The 18,645-nt window shown below is 65.1% G+C and carries 18 protein-coding genes; 8 read left to right on the forward strand and 10 right to left on the reverse strand.

All coding sequences use genetic code 11. The annotated features are described in order from the left end of the window. Positions 1 to 26 precede the first annotated feature (26 nt). The 6 genes from A5788_RS19965 to A5788_RS19990 all read right to left on the reverse strand — a co-directional run bounded on the left by A5788_RS19965 (position 27) and on the right by A5788_RS19990 (position 7,671). Positions 27 to 761: a sirohydrochlorin chelatase gene (locus A5788_RS19965; protein ID WP_064868959.1), complete on the reverse strand. Its 735-nt coding sequence runs from the start codon at positions 759 to 761 to the stop codon at positions 27 to 29. Beyond that, complete coding sequence (locus tag A5788_RS19970; RefSeq protein ID WP_064868956.1) at positions 751 to 1,932, reverse strand: uroporphyrinogen-III synthase; 1,182 nt, start codon at positions 1,930 to 1,932, stop codon at positions 751 to 753. Before A5788_RS19970 ends, A5788_RS19965 begins: the two co-directional genes overlap by 11 nt. Further along, positions 1,929 to 2,333 carry a nitrite reductase small subunit NirD gene (gene nirD / locus A5788_RS19975; RefSeq protein WP_064868954.1) on the reverse strand — a complete coding sequence of 135 codons (405 nt, stop codon included), beginning with the start codon at positions 2,331 to 2,333 and terminating at the stop codon, positions 1,929 to 1,931. Before nirD ends, A5788_RS19970 begins: the two co-directional genes overlap by 4 nt. After that, on the reverse strand, positions 2,330 to 4,873 hold the full coding sequence (gene nirB, locus A5788_RS19980) for a nitrite reductase large subunit NirB (protein ID WP_064869039.1): 2,544 nt from the start codon (positions 4,871 to 4,873) through the stop codon (positions 2,330 to 2,332). The genes nirD and nirB overlap by 4 nt, the downstream gene beginning before the upstream one ends. 8 nt (positions 4,874 to 4,881) lie before the next feature. Beyond that, positions 4,882 to 6,339: a nitrate/nitrite transporter gene (locus tag A5788_RS19985; RefSeq protein ID WP_064868952.1), complete on the reverse strand. Its 1,458-nt coding sequence runs from the start codon at positions 6,337 to 6,339 to the stop codon at positions 4,882 to 4,884. A 273-nt stretch (positions 6,340 to 6,612) separates the two neighbouring features. Beyond that, positions 6,613 to 7,671: an alpha/beta hydrolase gene (locus A5788_RS19990; RefSeq protein ID WP_064868949.1), complete on the reverse strand. Its 1,059-nt coding sequence runs from the start codon at positions 7,669 to 7,671 to the stop codon at positions 6,613 to 6,615. Positions 7,672 to 7,872: 201 nt separating this feature from the next. Here A5788_RS19990 and A5788_RS19995 point away from each other — a divergent pair, with 201 nt between their 5' ends. From A5788_RS19995 to A5788_RS20015, 5 genes are read left to right on the forward strand one after another with little or no spacing between them, the layout of a single operon-like run. Continuing rightward, positions 7,873 to 9,033: an acyl-CoA dehydrogenase family protein gene (locus A5788_RS19995; protein ID WP_064868946.1), complete on the forward strand. Its 1,161-nt coding sequence runs from the start codon at positions 7,873 to 7,875 to the stop codon at positions 9,031 to 9,033. Positions 9,034 to 9,073: 40 nt separating this feature from the next. Then, entirely contained in the window at positions 9,074 to 10,294 is a 1,221-nt protein-coding gene (locus tag A5788_RS20000) for a CaiB/BaiF CoA transferase family protein (RefSeq protein WP_064868943.1), read from the forward strand. Beyond that, a complete protein-coding gene (locus tag A5788_RS20005) occupies positions 10,291 to 11,160 on the forward strand; it encodes an FAS1-like dehydratase domain-containing protein (protein ID WP_064868940.1) in 870 nt (289 codons plus the stop codon). The genes A5788_RS20000 and A5788_RS20005 overlap by 4 nt, the downstream gene beginning before the upstream one ends. Further along, entirely contained in the window at positions 11,157 to 12,002 is an 846-nt protein-coding gene (locus tag A5788_RS20010; RefSeq protein ID WP_064868938.1) for an HpcH/HpaI aldolase/citrate lyase family protein, read from the forward strand. Before A5788_RS20005 ends, A5788_RS20010 begins: the two co-directional genes overlap by 4 nt. 17 nt (positions 12,003 to 12,019) lie before the next feature. Further along, positions 12,020 to 12,808 (forward strand): alpha/beta fold hydrolase, encoded by a 789-nt coding sequence (locus A5788_RS20015; RefSeq protein ID WP_197494565.1) that lies wholly within the window; start codon positions 12,020 to 12,022, stop codon positions 12,806 to 12,808. Between the two features lie 4 nt (positions 12,809 to 12,812). Here A5788_RS20015 and A5788_RS20020 read toward each other — a convergent pair whose 3' ends face one another. After that, positions 12,813 to 13,247 carry a MarR family winged helix-turn-helix transcriptional regulator gene (locus tag A5788_RS20020; RefSeq protein WP_049697697.1) on the reverse strand — a complete coding sequence of 145 codons (435 nt, stop codon included), beginning with the start codon at positions 13,245 to 13,247 and terminating at the stop codon, positions 12,813 to 12,815. 54 nt (positions 13,248 to 13,301) lie between these two features. Beyond that, the gene (locus tag A5788_RS20025; RefSeq protein WP_064868932.1) at positions 13,302 to 13,961 is read right to left on the reverse strand and encodes a GntR family transcriptional regulator; all 660 of its coding nucleotides are present in this window, start codon (positions 13,959 to 13,961) and stop codon (positions 13,302 to 13,304) included. A 49-nt stretch (positions 13,962 to 14,010) separates the two neighbouring features. Here A5788_RS20025 and A5788_RS20030 point away from each other — a divergent pair, with 49 nt between their 5' ends. The 3 genes from A5788_RS20030 (at position 14,011) to A5788_RS20040 (ending at position 17,310) form a co-directional block, all read left to right on the forward strand. Further along, positions 14,011 to 14,496: a TspO/MBR family protein gene (locus A5788_RS20030; RefSeq protein ID WP_064868927.1), complete on the forward strand. Its 486-nt coding sequence runs from the start codon at positions 14,011 to 14,013 to the stop codon at positions 14,494 to 14,496. Further along, positions 14,493 to 15,719 (forward strand): MFS transporter, encoded by a 1,227-nt coding sequence (locus A5788_RS20035; RefSeq protein WP_064868924.1) that lies wholly within the window; start codon positions 14,493 to 14,495, stop codon positions 15,717 to 15,719. Before A5788_RS20030 ends, A5788_RS20035 begins: the two co-directional genes overlap by 4 nt. A 232-nt stretch (positions 15,720 to 15,951) precedes the next feature. Then, positions 15,952 to 17,310 carry an acyltransferase gene (locus A5788_RS20040; protein ID WP_064868921.1) on the forward strand — a complete coding sequence of 453 codons (1,359 nt, stop codon included), beginning with the start codon at positions 15,952 to 15,954 and terminating at the stop codon, positions 17,308 to 17,310. 68 nt (positions 17,311 to 17,378) lie between these two features. On the opposite strand, the gene A5788_RS20045 is transcribed toward A5788_RS20040, so the two are convergent. Then, entirely contained in the window at positions 17,379 to 17,582 is a 204-nt protein-coding gene (locus tag A5788_RS20045; RefSeq protein ID WP_005207466.1) for a cold-shock protein, read from the reverse strand. Between the two features lie 328 nt (positions 17,583 to 17,910). Continuing rightward, the gene (locus A5788_RS20050; protein ID WP_064868919.1) at positions 17,911 to 18,606 is read right to left on the reverse strand and encodes a response regulator transcription factor; all 696 of its coding nucleotides are present in this window, start codon (positions 18,604 to 18,606) and stop codon (positions 17,911 to 17,913) included. Between the last annotated feature and the right edge of the window lie 39 nt (positions 18,607 to 18,645).

Here is an 18,645-nt window from a genome sequence, read left to right on the forward strand (position 1 = left end):
TGCCATGAATGCGCGTTACCGGTCGATCACATGGTTCTCACACGCGCTGGTCGCGACTGTGAGTCGCCCCGGCCCGTGGTGGTGAGCCGCGCGACGATGAGATCCGCCACCCGCGGGTCCGCGCCGATCGGAGCAGCAACGCCGTCGGCGCCGTACTCGCTCAAGCGGGCGTGAAACAGTCCTGGTGCCAACAGGTAGGCGGCGATGAAGACCCGACGCCGCCGCGACCTAAGCGTGGCCGACACCACGTCGGGGACGCGTGGTGTCGCGGTGGTGACGTAGCCGACCGGAACGTCGTCGTCGATCAGCTCGCCGAGCTGACTGGCTGCGGTCTCGACGTCGGCCAGCGCGAGCGCATCCGACGATCCGGCGGCGGCCATGACCACGGCGTCACCGCGCCGCCAGCCGGCGGCGCGCAGTCGCTCGAGCATGAGCACCGCGAGCATCGGGTCGGGGCCCATGTTGTCGCACAGGGTGACGCTCTGATGGCCGCTGGCCTCGATGTGCTCCGGGATGTCGCGTCGGACGTGGTATCCCGCGGCCAGAAAGGCGGGCACGATCAGCGCAGGCCCCGGGGTCTGCCTGAGTAGCTCCGACGGCGAGGGACCGAGGACGTCGACGAATGCGACGCGCGTCGTTCCGACGCGCTCCCCCACGAGTTCGGCAATGCGTGCGATGGTCGCGACTCCCGCAACCGAGCGGGTGCCGTGAGCCACGAGGATGGGTTGCGGCGCGGTGGCGGCGAAGTATTCAGGCGTCATCGGAATCGTTCTCGTCGTATTCGAGGTCGACGGCCAAGCGGTATCCGCGCTTGACCACCGTCTGGATCATTTTGGAATCGCCCAACGCCGAGCGCAGTCTGGTGACCGCCATCTCGACGGCGTGCGTATCGGTGCCACCGCCGGGGAGTTCGTCGAGCATCGCTTTGCGCGAAATGACTTGTCCCGGAACACGATGCAGCACGCGCAGCAGCGCCATACTCGAGCCCGTCACCGATTGGAAGCAGCCGTCGACCACCACGCCCGACGCCCGCAGGCTCATGTCGTGCCCCGCGACGCGGAGCACGCTCGCGCGACGCGGTAGTTCCTCGGCGATGAGTCTGACGAGCGCTCCGAGACGAAACCGGGCGGGCTGGACCGTGGGAACCTGCAGTGCGTGCAGCGGCCCCGCCGTCACGTTGCCGACGCACATCGCGGGTACCACGGTGCGCATTGCGTGCAGCAACGGTTCAAGCGCACCGGTGCGATGCGCCTGACCGAGCATCGACGCCACCGCTGGTGCGCTGGTGAACGTCACGGCGTCGAGGTCGCGGTTGATGACAGCGTCGATCATCCGGGCCATCGGGTCGGTGTCGTCCGGCGGAGTCCAGCGGTAGACCGGCACCGGGACGACCTCCGCGCCCGCCTCGCGGAGCACGTCGCACAGGTCGGGTAGCGGCTCCCAGCTCGTCGTCGCGCCGTGGAGCTGTACTGCCACCCGCAGCCCTGCGACTCCCTCGTCGAGTAGCTCGCGGATCAGCTCGCTCGACGACTCGCTTGGCGGCGACCACTGTTCACGCAGACCAGCCGCGCGAATAGCCCCCTTGGCCTTGGGGCCTCTCGCGAGCAATCGCACGCCACCGAGCGTGTCCACCAGGTCGTCGGCGAGTCCCCACCCGTCGGCCGCCTCCACCCAGCCGCGGAATCCGATTCCTGTGGTCGCCACCATGACGTCTGGCGGTTCTTTGAGAATGGATTCGGTGGCACGCTCGAGCTCGTCGTCGTCGATGAGCGGAATGATGCGGATGGCAGGGGCATGGATGACCTCGGCGCCACGACGTGTGAGCAGCGCGGCGAACTCGTCGGCTCGCCGCGCCGCCGTGATGCCGATGGTGAAGCCGGTCAGGGTCTTGTCCGGATTCGCCGTGACCGTGGGTGGGTCGGAGGGTGTCATCGGGTGTCGCTGGTCTCGATGATCCCGACCTCGACCGTTCCATCGACAACCCGCACCGGGTACGTCCGCAGCGCCTGCGACTCGTCATCGAGACACGCGCCGGATTCGAGCGAAAACACCTGCTTGAGCAGTGGTGATGCGACGGTGGGCTCACCATTTCGATCGCCGATCAGCCCGCGCGACATCACGGCGGCGCGGCCGAAGGGATCGATGTTGTCGACGACGCGCAGTGTGTCCGCGCCGTCGGACAGGCGGAACACCGCGACCTGTGTGGTGCCGACGAGCGCCGCAACACCGCGGCCGACAGTCAACTGGTCGAGCGTGCACACCGGCACCCAGGTACTCACGGTCGCAACAGTGGTGTCGCCCGCCGACTGCGGAGCGTCGTCCAACGCGGTCATGATGCTGTCTCCTTGAGTCGTGTGGGCGTGCCGAGCAGCACCGGGACCTTGCGGCCCGACGAGTCGTCGAAGGCGATGGTCGGGTCGGGAGTCTCCGGGGCGTTGACGAAGGACACGAAGCGACGCAGCTTGTCCTCATCGTCGAGCACTGCGGCCCATTCGTCGCGGTAGCCGTCAACGTGCTTGGCGACCGCATCCTCGAGGTCGCCTCCGATACCAAGGATGTCGTCACAGACGATTTGCCGCAACCGATCGAGCCCTCCGTCGAAGCTCTCCTGCCACGGCGCGGTGCGCTGCAACCTGTCGGCGGTCCTGACGTAGAACATCAGGTAGCGGTCGATGTAGCGCACCAGCGTCTCGTCGTCGAGTCCGGACGCGAGAAGCTTTGCGTGCGTGGGACTCTGGCCGCCGTTTCCGCCGACGTAGAGGTTCCATCCATTCTCGGTCGCGATCACGCCGACGTCTTTGCCGCGCGCCTCCGCGCATTCGCGGGCACACCCTGACACGCCGAGCTTGATCTTGTGTGGTGAACGTAACCCGCGATAGCGATGTTCGAGGCGGACCGCCATTGCCACCGAATCCTGCACGCCGTAGCGACACCAGCTCGAACCGACGCAGCTCTTCACAGTCCGCAAGCTCTTGCCGTAGGCGTGGCCGGACTCCATCCCGGCGTCGACGAGTCGGCGCCAGATCTCGGGAAGCTGCTCGACGCGCGCACCGAACATGTCGATGCGCTGACCACCGGTGACCTTGGTGTAGAGGCCGAAATCCTTCGCGATCTGACCGATCGTGATCAGTTGGTCGGCGGTCACCTCGCCACCGGGCATCCGCGGAACGACCGAGTAGGTGCCGTTCTTCTGCAGATTGGCCAGGAAGTGGTCGTTCGTGTCCTGCAGCGCGGCCTGCTCGCCGTCGAGGATGTGATCGCTCGACGTCGAGGCCAGGATCGACGCGACGGTCGGCTTGCAGATCTCGCACCCACTGCCGGTCCCGAAGCGGGCGATCAGCTCGGAGAAGGTGCGGATTCCGGTTGCGGCGACTATCGAGAACAGTTCGGCACGCGACTGCGCGAAGTGAGCACACAGCGCCTTGGACAACTCGACGCCCGAGTCGGCGAGCAGCCTGGTGATCGACGGCACGCAGCCACCACACGTCGTACCCGCCGACGTGCAGCCCTTGATGTCGGCGACCGAGCATGCGCCCTCGGCGATGGCCGAGCAGATCGATCCCTTGGAAACGCCGTTGCACGAACAGATCTCGGCGTCGTCGGGCAGTGCGGACAATCCGATGCCGCCGCCCTCGCCGGCCGCAGGCGCGATCAACGACGACGGATCGCCCGGAATCTCGCGTCCCACCATCGGTTTCAGCATCGCGTACGCATCGGCGTCGCCGACGAGGATGCCGCCGAGCAGGGTCGACGCGTCGTCGGAGAGCACCAGCTTCTTGTAGGTGCCCGCGACGGGATCGGAGTAGACGATCTCGAGTGCGTTCTCGGTGACACCCATGGCGTCTCCGAAGCTTGCGACATCGACGCCAAGCAGCTTGAGCTTGGTGGACATGTCCGCGCCGGGAAACAGGGTGTCCTCGACACCGAGGATGCCGTCCGCGGCGATCTCGGCCATCGTGTAGCCGGGAGCGACGAGCCCGTAGCACCGACCCTCGACCGCGGCGACCTCACCGATCGCCCAGATCGCCGAATCGCTTGTGCGACACCCGGTATCGGTGATGATTCCGCCGCGCTCACCGACGTCGAGCCCGGCCTGCCGACCGATCGCGTCCTGCGGGCGGACTCCCGCGGAGAACACCACGAGCGCGGCGTCGAGGACGGTCCCGTCCGACAGCGTGACGGCGAGGAGGTCGTCGTCTCCGTCGGCGATGGCCGTCGTGGACACGCCTGTGTGCACGTGCAGACCGAGCTCACCGACGAGCGATGCCAGCAGCGCTCCGCCGCCGTCGTCGACCTGCAGTGGCATCAGTCGGGGCGCGAATTCGACGACGTGCGGCGTCATTCCGAGCAGTCGCAGGGCGTTGGCCGCCTCGAGTCCGAGCAGTCCGCCGCCGACAACGACGCCCGGCGCACCCGGCTCCGCGGCCTCGGCGATCGCGCGGATCGCGTCGAGGTCGGCGAGCGTTCGGTACACGAAGCTCCGCGGATTGTCCTTGCCCTCGACAGGCGGCACGAACGGATACGATCCGGTGGCGAGAACCACTGCGTCGTAGTCGATCTCGTTGCCCGACGATGTGATGATCCGACGTTGCTCGCGGTCGATCGTCGTGGCCGACTCGCCCAACCGGAGCTCGACGAGGCCGTCTCCGGCATAGGTGTTGTCGGGCAGCGACATCGACGCGGGATCCCACGATCCGACGTAGCTCGACAGCCCGACACGGTCGTAGGCAGCGACCGGTTCTTCGCTCAACACGATCACCCGGTATCGGTTCGCGGTGTCGCGTTCGCGCAGTTCCTGAACGAATCGGTGTCCGACCATTCCGTGGCCGACGACCACACAGGTTTGTGTATCCATCGTTGGTGCCGAATCCATGTCGCGGGTCACTTCGCCGGTTCCGCTGCCGGGACCGTGGCCGAAGGCGCGTCGTCGGCGACCGGCGGGTCGACGGCGATGTCGGTGGTCTCCCGCTCCTCCAGCACGATCTCGCGGCGGGCGTAGAAGATCCAGGTGATGATCGCAGCGATCACGTAGAAGCCGAGGAACACCCAGAAGGCAACCGTCGCAGACTGATTGGCCTTGTAGCTCGAACGCAGAACCAGGTTGATGGCGACGCCGCCGAGCGCACCGACCGCACCCGCGATGCCGATGAGTGCACCGGACATCTTGCGTGACCAGATCACGCGGCCCATCGTGTCGAGGCCGGTGAGGTTGCGCGACTTGTGTTCGAAGACCGTCGGAATGATCTTGTAGACCGAACCATTGGCGATGCCCGAGATCAGAAACAGCAGGATGAATCCGACGATGAAGCCGATCAGCTGAGCGGTACCGATCTTGTGATGGGCGTGTGCGTCGGCAGCCATTCCGGAGATCACCAGGACCGACGCCGATGCGATCATCGCGAGGAAGCACAGGAAGGTGATGCGGCCACCGCCGAAGCGGTCGGCGAGCTTGCCGCCGAACGGACGGGCGATGGAACCGAGAAGCGGTCCGATCCAAGCGATCTGGGCTGCGGCGAGAGCAGCATTACCGACGCCGGACGACTTGAAGCTGATCTGCAGCACCTGTGAGAAGGCAAAGCTGAAGCCGATGAACGAGCCGAACGTGCCGATGTAGAGAAGCGAGATCAACCACGTGTCGCGGTACTTCAGGCAATCGACCATGGAGCGATAGCTCGAGGTCTGGTGGTCGAGGTTGTCCATGTAGAGCGCGGCACCGATCGCGGCGAACGCGAGAGCGACGAGGTAGATGGCGCACACGATCTCCGGCTTGTCGGACGCCAACCAGATGACCAACAGCCCGATCAACTGGATCACCGGGACGCCGATGTTGCCGCCGCCCGCGTTGAGTCCCAGTGCCCAGCCCTTGAGGCGGTGCGGGAAGAACGCGTTGATGTTGGTCATCGACGACGCGAAGTTGCCGCCGCCGAGGCCGGTGAGCGCTGCGGCAAAGAGGAACCAACCGAACCCGAACTTGCCCGGATTCAGCATCAGTATCAACACCAGGGTGGTCGGGATCAGCAGGACCACCGCGGAGAAGATCGCCCAGTTACGGCCACCGAACTTGGCGGTCGCCGTGGTGTAGGGAATACGGAGGCAAGCACCGACGAGAGTGGCCGTTGCCGTGATGGCGAACTTCTGGTCGAGGCTGATGCCGTACTCCGGCGACATGAAGAGCACCATCACCGAGAACAGCGACCAGATGGAGAAGCCGATGTGCTCGCAGATGATCGACCAGACGAGGTTGCGCTTGGCGATCTCTGCGCCGCCCGCATCCCAGGCCTGCCGGTCCTCCGGGTCCCATCCGGTGATGTGGTGTTTACGGGTGTACGTGTAACTCATGTTGATGCCGCTTCCTGCAATGGGCTGAGGTGTCGCGACAACGGCGGCGCGACGTGATGTGTCTATGACCATAGGAAGCGCCTGTTGCAGGAAGTTTTCTGCGCGTGACCTCGCCGTCACAGTCTGCTCACCTGACGAGGCGGCGAGGTGTGAGAAGGGCGGTGTGACAAGACCGCGAGCATGAGAAGACCGCGAGACGTGCGAACTCTGCGTGGAAGAGCGGCCGAGCGGAGAGTCGACGGCCGGGCCGCATGCCCGACGTTAGATCAAACCCTACTTCTTCGGCGCAGCCTTTGCGGCCGGTGCGGGCTTGGCGTTGAGATCGGCCTCGATCATCGGCCAGGTGTCGTGGAGATCCTGTTCCCAGTAGGCCCAGGAGTGCGTCCCACCCGATCGGGTCAGAACCTTGTTGGGGACGTGGAGTTGCTTCATGCGCGCAACCATCTGCTGCGTGCAGTTGTTGACCGCCGCCTCGATGACCCCGCCGAGCAGGACCTGGTTGGCGAGAGTGACTGGGTCGCCGTTGATCAGCGGCGAGTCGAGCCGATCGTATTGGCCGGGCAGCCCCGTGCCGCTGGTCATGTAGACCTTGGTACCGCGCAGCTTGGCCGCGTTCAGATATGGGTCGTTCGCCCGCCACCCCGGACCGCCGGGTACGCCCCACATGTTCACGATGTTTCCGCGTCCGCGATCGCCGACGACCATCCGAATGTATTGCAGCCCAAGCGGATCACTGGTTCGTGCACACCCGCTGTAGGCTGCGACGGCCTTGTAGAGCTTGGGCTCTGCGATCGCGAGATTGAGCACCGACGTACCGGCCATCGAGATGCCGGCGATCGCGTTGGCCTTGGTGGTCTTGAACTCCTTGTCGATGAGCGGCGGTAGTTCCTTGGTCAGGAACGTCTGCCACTTGTTGCGGCCGAGAACCGGGTCGTCGCGCTGCCAGTCGGTGTAATACGAGAATGCACCGCCGATCGGGGTGACCACGTTGACGTTCTTGTCGGCGAAGAACTGCGCATACGACGTCTTGGCTGCCCATGTCGCCGAATCCTCGCCTCCGCCTGCGCCATTGAGCAGATAGAGGGTGGGCACCGCCTTACTGGTGTCCTTCGGATGCAGCACCGTGACGGGGATTGCCCTGTTCATCGACGCCGAGTAGACGATCAGCGTCGACTGCAGCGGCGAGTCATGGACGACGGTCTGAATGCTGGACGGGGGCGGAACGGGCGTCGGGTCGGCTGCGGCGACTCCGCTCATCGTGGCAGCGCCGACGATCACAGCCGCGAGCGCGGTCAGAGCCGTCGCACACCGAACTCCACGAAGTCGCACCATCAGCCCCTTTAGTCACACCAATAACAACAGCCTCAAATGCTACTGCCGCGCGCCGAGCGTCGCCAAATGCTCAGGGGCGTCGTTAGGCAGTTGTGACCACGGCATACGCCGAGCGTGTCGCCCCCTAGACGTAGAAGGTGATGACAACTCCCCGCAAACTCTATAGACTATTTTTAATAGACATCGTTTGAAGGAGCTCCCATGACCAGCACGCTGAGCGTCGAAGAAGAAGCCATCATCAAGACCGTTCGCGACTTCGTCGACAAGCAGGTACGCCCGGTGGTGCGGGAGTTGGAGCACTCGAACACCTACCCCGAGGACCTCATCGAGCAGATGAAGGAGATGGGCATCTACGGGCTTGCCATCCCCGAGCCGTACGGTTTCGCCCAGGTCTCCATGCCCTGCTACGCGCGGGTGACCGAAGAACTCGCCCGCGGCTGGATGAGTCTCGCGGGAGCGATGGGCGGGCACACCGTCGTCGCCAAACTTCTCCTGACCTTCGGTACCGAGGAGCAGAAGCAGATGTACCTACCGCACATGGCAACCGGCGAGATCCGCGCAACCATGGCGCTGACCGAACCCGGCGGCGGCTCCGACCTGCAGGCCATGCGCACCAGCGCTATCCGTGAGGGCGACGAGTACGTGATCAACGGCTCGAAGACGTGGATCTCCAATGCCCGCAAGTCCGACCTGGTCGCACTGCTCTGCAAGACCGACCCCAAGGCCAAGCCCGCGCACGCCGGCGTCTCGATCCTCCTCGTCGAGAAGGTGCCCGGCTTCGAGGTGTCCAAGGACCTGCCGAAGCTCGGTTACAAGGGCGTCGAGAGCTGCGAACTGAACTTCACCGACGCGCGCGTGCCCGCCGACGCCGTGCTCGGCGGCACAGAAGGCAAGGGTTTCGCCCAGATGATGAAGGGCCTCGAGGTCGGCCGCATCCAGGTCGCCGCACGCGCCACGGGTGTCGCGCGAGCAGCTTTCGACGACGCGCTGAGCTATGCGCAGGACCGCGAGAGCTTCGGGGTGCCGATCTGGAAGCACCAGGCCGTCGGCAACATGCTCGCCACCATGGGAACAAAGCTCGCTGCGGCCCGCAGCCTGCTGTTCGACGCCGCCGACCGTGTCGGCACCGGACAACGCGCCGACATGGAGGCCGGAATGGCCAAGCTCTTCTGCTCGGAGACCGCGATGGAGATCGCGCTCGACGCCGTTCGCATCCACGGCGGCTACGGCTACTCCACCGAATACGACGTCGAGCGGTACTTCCGTGACGCACCGCTGATGATCGTCGGCGAGGGCACCAACGAGATCCAGCAGAACGTCATCGCCAAGCAACTCGTGAAACGCGGCGGACTCGACATCTGATCTGATCATCACACCCGAATATCACCGCGGAGGTGAGAGCATGCTCCCCCTGTCCGGAGTGACGGTCCTGTCGCTCGAACACGCTGTCGCAGCACCGTTTGCGACTCGACAGCTCGCCGATCTCGGCGCGCGCGTGATCAAGATCGAACGTCCCGGTACGGGCGACTTCGCCCGCGCCTACGACGAATCCGTCGACGGTCTTGCCAGCTACTTCGTGTGGCTCAACCGCTCCAAGGAGTCCGTTGCACTCGACGTGAAATCGGAGTCGGGCGCAAAGATGCTGCACGAGTTGGCCGATCGCGCCGACGTGATCGTCCAGAACCTCGGGCCGGGTGCCGCGCAACGACTCGGGCTCGGAGCCGACGAGGTGCGGGCGCGCGATCCGCGCAAGATCGTGCTCTCCATCACCGGCTGGGGCAGCACCGGACCGTGGGCTGATCGCAAGGCGTATGACCTTCTGGTGCAATGCGAAACGGGTCTGGTGTCGATGACCGGAACTCCCGACGACGTCGCCAAGGTCGGTGTCTCCATCGCCGACATCGCCGCCGGGATGTACGGATTCTCCGGAGTACTCGCGGCGCTCTATCAGCGCCAGGTGACCGGCGAGGGCGCCACCCTCGAGGTCTCGCTGTTCGAGGCGTTGAGCGAGTGGATGGGCCAGCCGGCACACTTCACTCAGGGCGCGGGCAGACAACCGGGACGCTTCGGCGCCGCGCACGCCACCATCTCGCCGTACGGCCCGTACCCCGCCGCGGACGGACACATCTTTCTCCTCGCCATTCAGAACGAACCGGAGTGGCAACGGCTGTGCGAGAACGTCTTCGACGACGGGGCTCTCGCCGTCGATCCACGGTTCGCGTCGAACACGTTGCGGGTGGCCAATCGCGAGGCCGTCGACGCCGCGGTGACCGAGCATTTCGGCAGGATGACAACAGACGAACTGACCGCCCGACTCAAGCAGGCGAAGATAGCCTTCGGCGGCGTCAACACCGTCTCGGAGTTCCTCGACCATCCGGTTCTGGCGGGCCGTGACCGCTGGCGCAGCGTCGACACAGAGCGCGGACCGATACGAGCTCTGTTGCCGCCCATCGGTTTCGGTGACGAAGCGCGAATGGACCCGGTTCCGGCGCTCGGCGCCGACAGCATCGCCATCGCCCGCGAACTGGGCGCATCCGACGACGACATCGACGCACTCCTCTCGTCGGGCGTGCTCGGTGCACCCACACAGAAGACCGGTACCGCACAGGGAGGCACCTCGTGACCGACACCGCGACCACCACGTTGAGCAGTTACGTCGAGAACTGGGCACCGCAGCCCGTCGTCGAGGCCGACGCTCTCGATCCCGCACAGGCATCACGCCTGGCCGCGACCCTCGACCTGGACGAAACATTCAGCGCGGGTTCACAACTCCCGATGACCTGGCAGTGGATCTACTTCTCCGAGTGGCCCCCCACCCGTGAACTCGGCCCCGACGGACATCCGACGGATGGCCGCTTCCTCCCACCGATCCCCGACCGACGACGCATGTTCGCCGGGTCGTCGATCCGGATCGCCGAACCGCTCCGCCTCGGTACGCCCACACAGAAACGGACGAGCCTGCACGCGGTCACCGAAAAGCACGGCCGCACAGGCGACATGCTGTTCGTCACCGTGCGGTCGGAGTACATCCAAGACGACCGGACGGCCCTCGTCGAGGATCAGGACCTGGTGTACCGCAGCGACTCCGGATCGTCGCGCCCGTTTGAGCGTGAGGTCTCCGAACTCGGTCCGACGGATGCCGCGTGGACCGCGGAGCCGACGCCCACCGCTCCCCTGCTGTTCCGCTACTCGGCGCTCACGTCGAACGCACACCGCATCCACTACGACCAGCCCTACGTGACGCAGGTCGAGGGCTATCCCGACCTCGTGGTCCACGGCCCACTTCTCGCGACCTACCTGGCCGAGCTGGTGCGGGCGAGGTCAGGACAATCGTTGCGCAGCTTCGACTTCCGACTACGCAAGCCCCTGTTCCTCGGCGACGCCTTCCGCCTCGAAGGCTGGCCATCGGGAGACGGCGATGACATCGAGCTGAAGATCGTCAGCGGTACCGACACGGTGCACGTCACCGGGCAGGGGACGCTCGGATGAACGTCGACCTCATCCGCGCTGCCAGGACCTTCCTGTTCGTTCCCGGAAACCGCCCCGATCGCTTCGCGAAGGCCGAGGCGGCAGGCGCCGACGTCGTCGTGATCGACCTCGAGGACGCGGTGGCGCCAGACGACAAGGAGGCCGCGAGATCCGATGTTGCCCAGTGGTTGTCGGCCGGACACCCCGCAGTTGTCCGAATCAACGGCGCAGACACGACATGGTTCGACGACGACGTCGCCATGCTCGGCGCGGTAAGCACACACAGCACGGCGGGCACACACAGCACGGTCGGGACAGCGGCCATGATCGCCAAAGCCGAATCGCCGGAGATCGTTTGGAAGGTCGCCGCGGCTACGGAGGCTCCGGTCATCCCGCTGATCGAGACCGCGGTCGGTGTGCTCAACGCCCCTCGGATCGCCGCGACACCCGGCGTCGCACGGGTCGCCTTCGGCGCCATCGATTTCGCGGCCGAACTCGGTGTCGATCCCGACGATCGCGAGGCGCTACTGAACGCGAGGTCGACGCTGGTTCTCGCATCGGCAGCGGCGCGCGTCGCTTCGCCCGTCGACGGGGTCACGACGGCGCTGCGCGACGCCGAGAAGCTCACAGACGATGTGGGATACGCCGCGCGAATCGGTTTGCGCGGCAAGCTCTGCATCCACCCGAGCCAAGTCGCTGCGGTGCACGATCGACTCGCACCGACCGATGATCAGGTCGCGTGGGCACGGCGGATCGTCGACGCCACGCGTGCCGACGGGTCGGCCGTCGCGGTCGACGGCCACATGGTCGATCCCCCCGTCGTCGCACGCGCGCAGCAGATCCTCGCCGCGGTCCGGTCATGACCAGCGGTGCTGTCAGAATGGTGCCCGTGCAGGAGTATCACGAAACCGCCCGTGCGTCCGACGGCACCCGCCTGGCCGTACAGGTACGCGGGAGCGGACCGGTGTTGCTCCTGCTACCCGGTCAGTCCAACAACCACCACTGGTGGGACCGCACCCGCAACGACTTCGCACGACACCGCACCACCGTCACCTTCGACTACCGCGGCACCGGCGCAAGCGATTCCCCCGACGGCGACTACAGCACACAGTTATTCGCGCAGGATGCGCTGTCGGTGCTCGATGCGTTGTCGATCGGCCGATTCGACGTCTACGGCACATCCATGGGCGGGCGCACCGCGCAGTGGATCGCCATCTCCGCGCCCCATCGCGTCCGCAGACTCGTTCTCGGCTGCACAACTCCTGGAGGAAGCCATGCGCGCGAACGGGATTCGTCGGTCCGTCGCGCCCTGGCCGGCCCGGATGCCACGCAGGTCATGACCGACCTGATGTACACGCCCGAATGGCAGTCGGCCAACCCCGGGCCGTACACAGTTCTCGGTGACCCGACGATGACGCCACGCGCACGCCGACAACACTTGCGCGCCAGCGACTCTCACGATGCATGGGACCACCTGCCGGAAATCACCACGCCAACCCTCATCCTCCACGGCTCCGACGACCGATTTGCACCGGTCGTCAACGCCGAGATCCTGGCGTCGGCCATTCCCGACGCCAGGACGCACGTCTTCGACGGCGCCCGGCACGCCTACTTCGACGAGTGTCGTGCAGAGGCCAGTCCGCTGGTGATGAATTTTTTCGACGACTAGCGGACTAGCCGTCGGCGCGGAGTCGATCGGCGAGTTCAGCGAGAGCGTCTGTCGCCGAGAACAATTCAGACCTCCGACGCTCCGACATTCCGTCGATTCCCACTGCGAGGGCTTCGACGTGCTCACGCACTCGCTCCTCGATGTAGGCGGTACCCGAGTCGGTGATCGCGATGAGCGATGCCCGTCCGTCGGCCGGATCTGGACGGCGCTCGACCATTCCCGAGCGTTCGAGCGAGGCTATGAGCGCGGTCATGGCAGGCTGGTTGAGACCCTCGAGTAGGGCGAGGCTCGTTGCGCGCCGCGGCCCCCAGCGCCACAAACTGAACAGCGTCGACGAGCCGGCGATACTCAGGTCTCGGGTTCTGCGTTCGAGCGCGTCGGTCAACAGGTCGAACAGGCGGGTTGCGACCTCGACACTCGTCTCACCCTCACCCGCCATGCCCTCATCCTAGGCGGATTGCACATAATCCGTAAGTCGCCGGCAACGCCCTCGTCAACGCTGTGCGGCGAGGAGGCGTCCTGCGTTCCTGATGTGGTCGACCATCGCCGCCCGAGCGGCCTCGCCGTCGCGAGCACGCAACCCCGCGATGATCGCCCGATGGTCGGCGGCCGACGCCTGCGGCCACCCGTCGACCGAGGCGAAGAACCGACGCGGCGCATAGTTGAGCGATCCCTTGATCATCCACGAGAGCTTCGGAGAGCCGGCGGCCGAGTAGATCGACCGGTGGAACACGTGGTTGAGTCGTTCCACTTCGTCGTAATCGGCTGTGTCAGCGGCATGTTCGAGATCTGCCTGGATCTTCTCGAGCGCGTCGAGTTCGTCGTCGGACATCCGTGAGGTGGCACGCGCGGCCAATTCACCTGCGAGAAGCGATTGCCCGACGAAGACATCCTCGATGTCGTTGGCGCTCAACGGAGAAACCATGAAGCCGCGGCGCGGTTCGACGCGCAGCAAGCCCTCGCTCTGTAGGGTCAGGAGTCCCTCACGCATCGGTGTCGCAGAGATGTCCAGTTCGGCTGCCATCGTCTCCGGACGGATGAACTGTCCCGGCTCGAGTTGACCGGAGACGATCAGCTCGCGCACATGCTCGGCCGCCTCGTCGGACAGTCGTGGCCGACGCCTGCGGGTGCGTGCGGGAACATCGGCACTCATGGCAAACAATATAGTCTATTGAGTTGGGCGCGGCGGTAACGTCGATGGAGTGCGTCTGACAACACTTCTCGCCACGGGCCTGGGTACCGCAGCAGCGGCAGCCGTCGGCAGCATCGCGTCTCGCTCGGCACTGCAGTCGTGGTACCCGAAACTGAACAAGCCGTCGTATGTGCCACCCGATCTCGCATTCCCGATCGTGTGGACCGCACTCTATGCCGACATCGCGGTGACATCGGCGATCAGCATCGACGAACTGAACGAACACGACGCCGCCGAGGCGAAGAAGTACACCGCAGCGCTCGGGACCAATCTGGTGCTCAACGCCGGCTGGAGCTGGCTGTTCTTCGGCGCGCACCGACTCGGAGCGTCGGCGATCACCGCGTTGGCACTGACTGCTAGCAGCGCCGACCTCGCGCGGCGCACGGCCAAGGTCTCGCCGGGCGCGGGAGCCGCGCTGACGCCGTACCCGCTGTGGTGCGGCTTCGCGACGAAGTTGTCGACGGACGTCTGGCGGCTCAATCGCGCGCAGCGTTGACCGCCCCGACGTCGCCGCTACCCGCGCAGTCGACCGGGGTCTTCGCGTCACTGTCGGTACACAACTACCGCCTCTACTTCGGCGGTCAGGCGGTCTCGCTGATCGGGACGTGGATGCAGGCCACGGCGCAGGCCTGGCTGGTGCTCACGCTCAGCGGGTCGTCGTCGATCCTCGGTCTGATCGTCGCTCTGCAGGCGCTACCGATCCTGATCATCGGGCCGTATGCGGGCGTGATCGCCGACCGCGTCGACCGGCGTCTGCTCATGATCTTTCTGCAGTCGATCATGGGTGTGCTCGCGCTGGTGCTGGCGATCCTCACACTCGGCGGCTGGATCGCGGTGTGGCAGATCGCGATCCTCGCGCTACTCCTCGGACTCAACAACGCATTCGAGAATCCGGCGCGACAGGCCTTCATCCACCAGATCGTCGGCGAATCGTTGATCCGCAACGCGGTCACCCTGAACTCCGTCATGGTGAACGCCGCGCGAGCGATCGGTCCCGCGGTGGCGGGCGTACTACTCGCAGCAGTGGGCGCCGGATGGTGCTTCGTCATCAATGCGACGAGCTTCGTCGCGGTTGTGGTCTCACTCGTCGCGATGCGGACCTCGGAGATCTCCCACGAGATTCCCGTCCCACGCGCCAAGGGACAGCTCCGTGAGGGCCTGCGCTACGTCCGGAGCAAACCCATCCTGTGGGTTCCGCTGGTCATGATGGCGCTCGTCGGCACGCTCGCATACGAGTTCCAGGTATCGCTCCCCGTTGCCGCCCGTGACGTTTTCGACGGCGGACCGCAGGCTTTCGGGTTCATGACGTCGTCGATGGGGGTCGGTGCGGTCGTCGGCGGCCTCATCGTCGCCGCACGCGGCACCACAGGCCTGCGCACGCTGATCGTGACCGCGACCGGATTCGGCATCACCATCGCGGTGACAGCGGCAGCACCCAGCTTGTGGCTGGCGATCGTCGCGCTGTTCTTCGTCGGCTGGCTCAGCGTCTCGTTCATGTCGACGGGCAACGCGACGCTTCAGCTCAACTCACGCCCGCAGATGCGCGGTCGGGTGATGGCACTGTGGTCGGTCGCCTTCATGGGGTCGACGCCGATCGGTGGACCGTTGATCGGTGCAATCACCGAGGTGGCCGGGGCTCGCACGGGGCTCGCCGTTGGTGCGGCGTCGTGCTTCGTCGCCGCGGCAATCGGGCTCGCGGTGTGGCGGCGCACCCGCTGACCAGCAATTACCCAATTCGGCGCAAACCGGACGTCGATTAGGCCCGACAGCTGTCTCACAGCAAGAATCACAGGATCGGGGAGTACCGTTCCTCGATGCAACACACCATTTAGGGCGACTCATGATCTCTGGTCGCCGGGTTAACGGAGGGTGAGCAATCGTAAGCCAGCAGACGACGCCGCGACTGCCAGAACCCGAAGGCTCCCCCGAAAGCGACAAAGCAGACACAACGGTGCTGGCCGAAACGCCGTCGCTGACCGAGCAGCCGCGGCGCGACAAGCATCTGTATCAGATCGACCTGGTCCGGCTCGTGACCTTCGGAGGCGTGATCCTCGATCACGTCATGATCGGCATCACCGCCGCGACGAGCGTTGCCGCAGGCTCCGTCGAGGTCTTTCTTCGCTACACCCGATATGGCTTCTTCGCGCTCACCGGCTTTGTGCTGACGTATCAGTACCGAAACCGCAGCCTCGAGCCGATCAGCTTCTGGCGCCGTCGATTCAAGCTCATCGGGCTGCCCTTCGTGACGTGGACACTGTTCTACTGGCTGTACGGGCGATACCGTATCGGCGGCCTGGAGACGTTGAAAGGCATTGTCGCCGATCAACATTCGATGGTGACCGCAGCCAAGAGCATCGGCTACGACCTCATCACCGGCAACGCGATGTATCACCTGTACTTCTTGTCGGTGAGCATGCAGATCTACCTGTTCTTCCCGCTCATCCTCGCAATCCTCAAGCGCACGTGGGGTTTTCACCGTTACCAGTTGATCGTGAGCTTCGCGATCCAGGTGACGTTGATGTACCTCATGGTCCGCCCGCCGCTCGACATTTTCGCCGACGGCGTCGGCGGCGTGATCTGGACGCACCTGGTCATCACGATCTTCCCGTATCAGTTCTTCATCCTCGCGGGATGTGTCGCTGCCATGCACTACGAGGCGTTCCAGGCGTTCGTGATCCGTTGGCGCTGGGCACTTCTCGCGGCGTGTGTCGCGACCATCGGCGCCACGCTCGCGTACTACCTGCACATCACGTCGACCGGCACTTCCGTCGCACGCGCCACCAACGTGTTCTTGCCGCACAACGTCTACGCGTTCATCGCGATCATCATGATGCTCTACTGCCTGGGCACCATCTGGCAGCAGCGTCGAACACCGGGGTCGGTCCCCGACAAGATTCTCCGCACGGCGTCGGACAGATCGTTCGGGATCTACCTCGCGCATCCCCTCGCGCTGAGCGCACTGCTGCCCACCATCGCACCGGCGTCGTGGCCCGGTGTTCCACGCGTGATCTTTGCCTACGCGGCCACCGTCGCGGCAACCATCTTCGTGGTCGAGGTGCTTCGACGCAGCCCGATCAGCCTGATCACCACCGGTCGCAATCGCCTCGACTGGCGCTCCCAGAATGTCGGCCGATCGCTGGCCGTCGCGGTGGTGGCGATCGTCGGCGGAGTGATCGCCTCAGAGGTGTTCGACGTCTGGGCCGGCTACCTGTTCGCCGCGACCGGAGCGCTACTCGCGATCTCCGCCGTGATCGTCGCGTGGCATCAGTGGCGCAACCGCGACGACGAGTTCACCGAACAGCCGGTCTGATAAAAACCAGCGTGCACGAAAAAGCCCCGACGACATCGTCGGGGCTTTTTACCTGTGTCTGATGTAAATCAGAGAGCGGTCACGTTGGTGGCCTGAAGTCCTTTGGCGCCCTGTTCGACGTCGAACTCGACGCGCTGCTGCTCCTCGAGGCTGCGGAAGCCGCTGCCCGTGATGGCGGAGTAGTGAACGAACACGTCCTGGCTCTGGTCATCGGGAGCAATGAAGCCGAAGCCCTTCTCGCCGTTGAACCATTTGACGGTGCCCTGAGTCATGCAATTTCTCTTCCTGTTTTGCTGAGCCGTCAGTTCGACGACCCGACTTCTAGTGTGTCACACATTGGGGCCTCTCCACGATCCGATGTCCACAAGGACACGAATCCCTTCGAGCGGACGACATCCTCGGCGGCACGAGCAGCAGCAAGTCCGGGGCCATCACACCGAGACCGCGGGGCCGTTGGTCGTGACCGCGAGATCGCCTGCTCCCCCTATCTCGCCGGCGCGGCGACCCGTCGAGCTACAGATGTGTGTCGAATCGAAGGATGTGGGTGTTGCAGCACCCACATCCTTCGATTCGACACACATTCAGCATCCTCGGGGGCGGCTATTTCGGCGGATTCCGACGCGGCATAGGAAGCCAGCCGTCCTCGACAGCTCTTTTGTAGAGGTCCGTCTTCGTCGGAGCGTCGCGATGCACCTCGCGGTACTTACTGCGAATGCGCTCGATGTATTCGTTGACCGTGTCCGGAGAGAGCCCCATGACACGAGCGACGTGAGCCCCCGATCCGCCCGCGGCGTACAGTTCCAACACTTCTCTCAGTCGCGTGGGAAGGTCGACGAATTGCGGGTCCGAGTCGAGCGCCGCCGCCCAATCCATCGACACAACGGTCGACCCCGCCGCTGCCGTACGCACCGCTGTGCACACCTCTGCCTTCGTCGCGTTCTTGCGGACGACGCCGAGAGTTCCAGCGCCTGCCGCATCCCGAACCAAATAGGGTTCGTCTCCTGACGTGTAGACGAGCGTCGATACTCCGGCTTCCGATAACTCGGCGATATTGCCCGCGGGCGTCGACCCGTCACCGAGCCGGAGATCGAGGACGACCAGGTCAAGTGGGACGCCCATGTCGGCAGTGCCGGGTCCGAGCTGAGCAAGGAGTTCTTCGACGGTGTGCGCGCCGACAACCAATTGCAGGTCACGTGTATCCGCGAAGAAACCCCGTAAGCCCTCGATCACCGAATCGTGATCATCGATGACTCCGATTCGCCGGATCTGACTTTCGGATTCTTCCGAATTCACCATGGGATAGTCCCTTCGGGAAAGTGGTCGGAATGCGCTCTC

The organism is Gordonia sp. 852002-50816_SCH5313054-c (assembly GCF_001665925.1).
Classification (GTDB): Bacteria; Actinomycetota; Actinomycetes; order Mycobacteriales; family Mycobacteriaceae; genus Gordonia; species Gordonia jacobaea.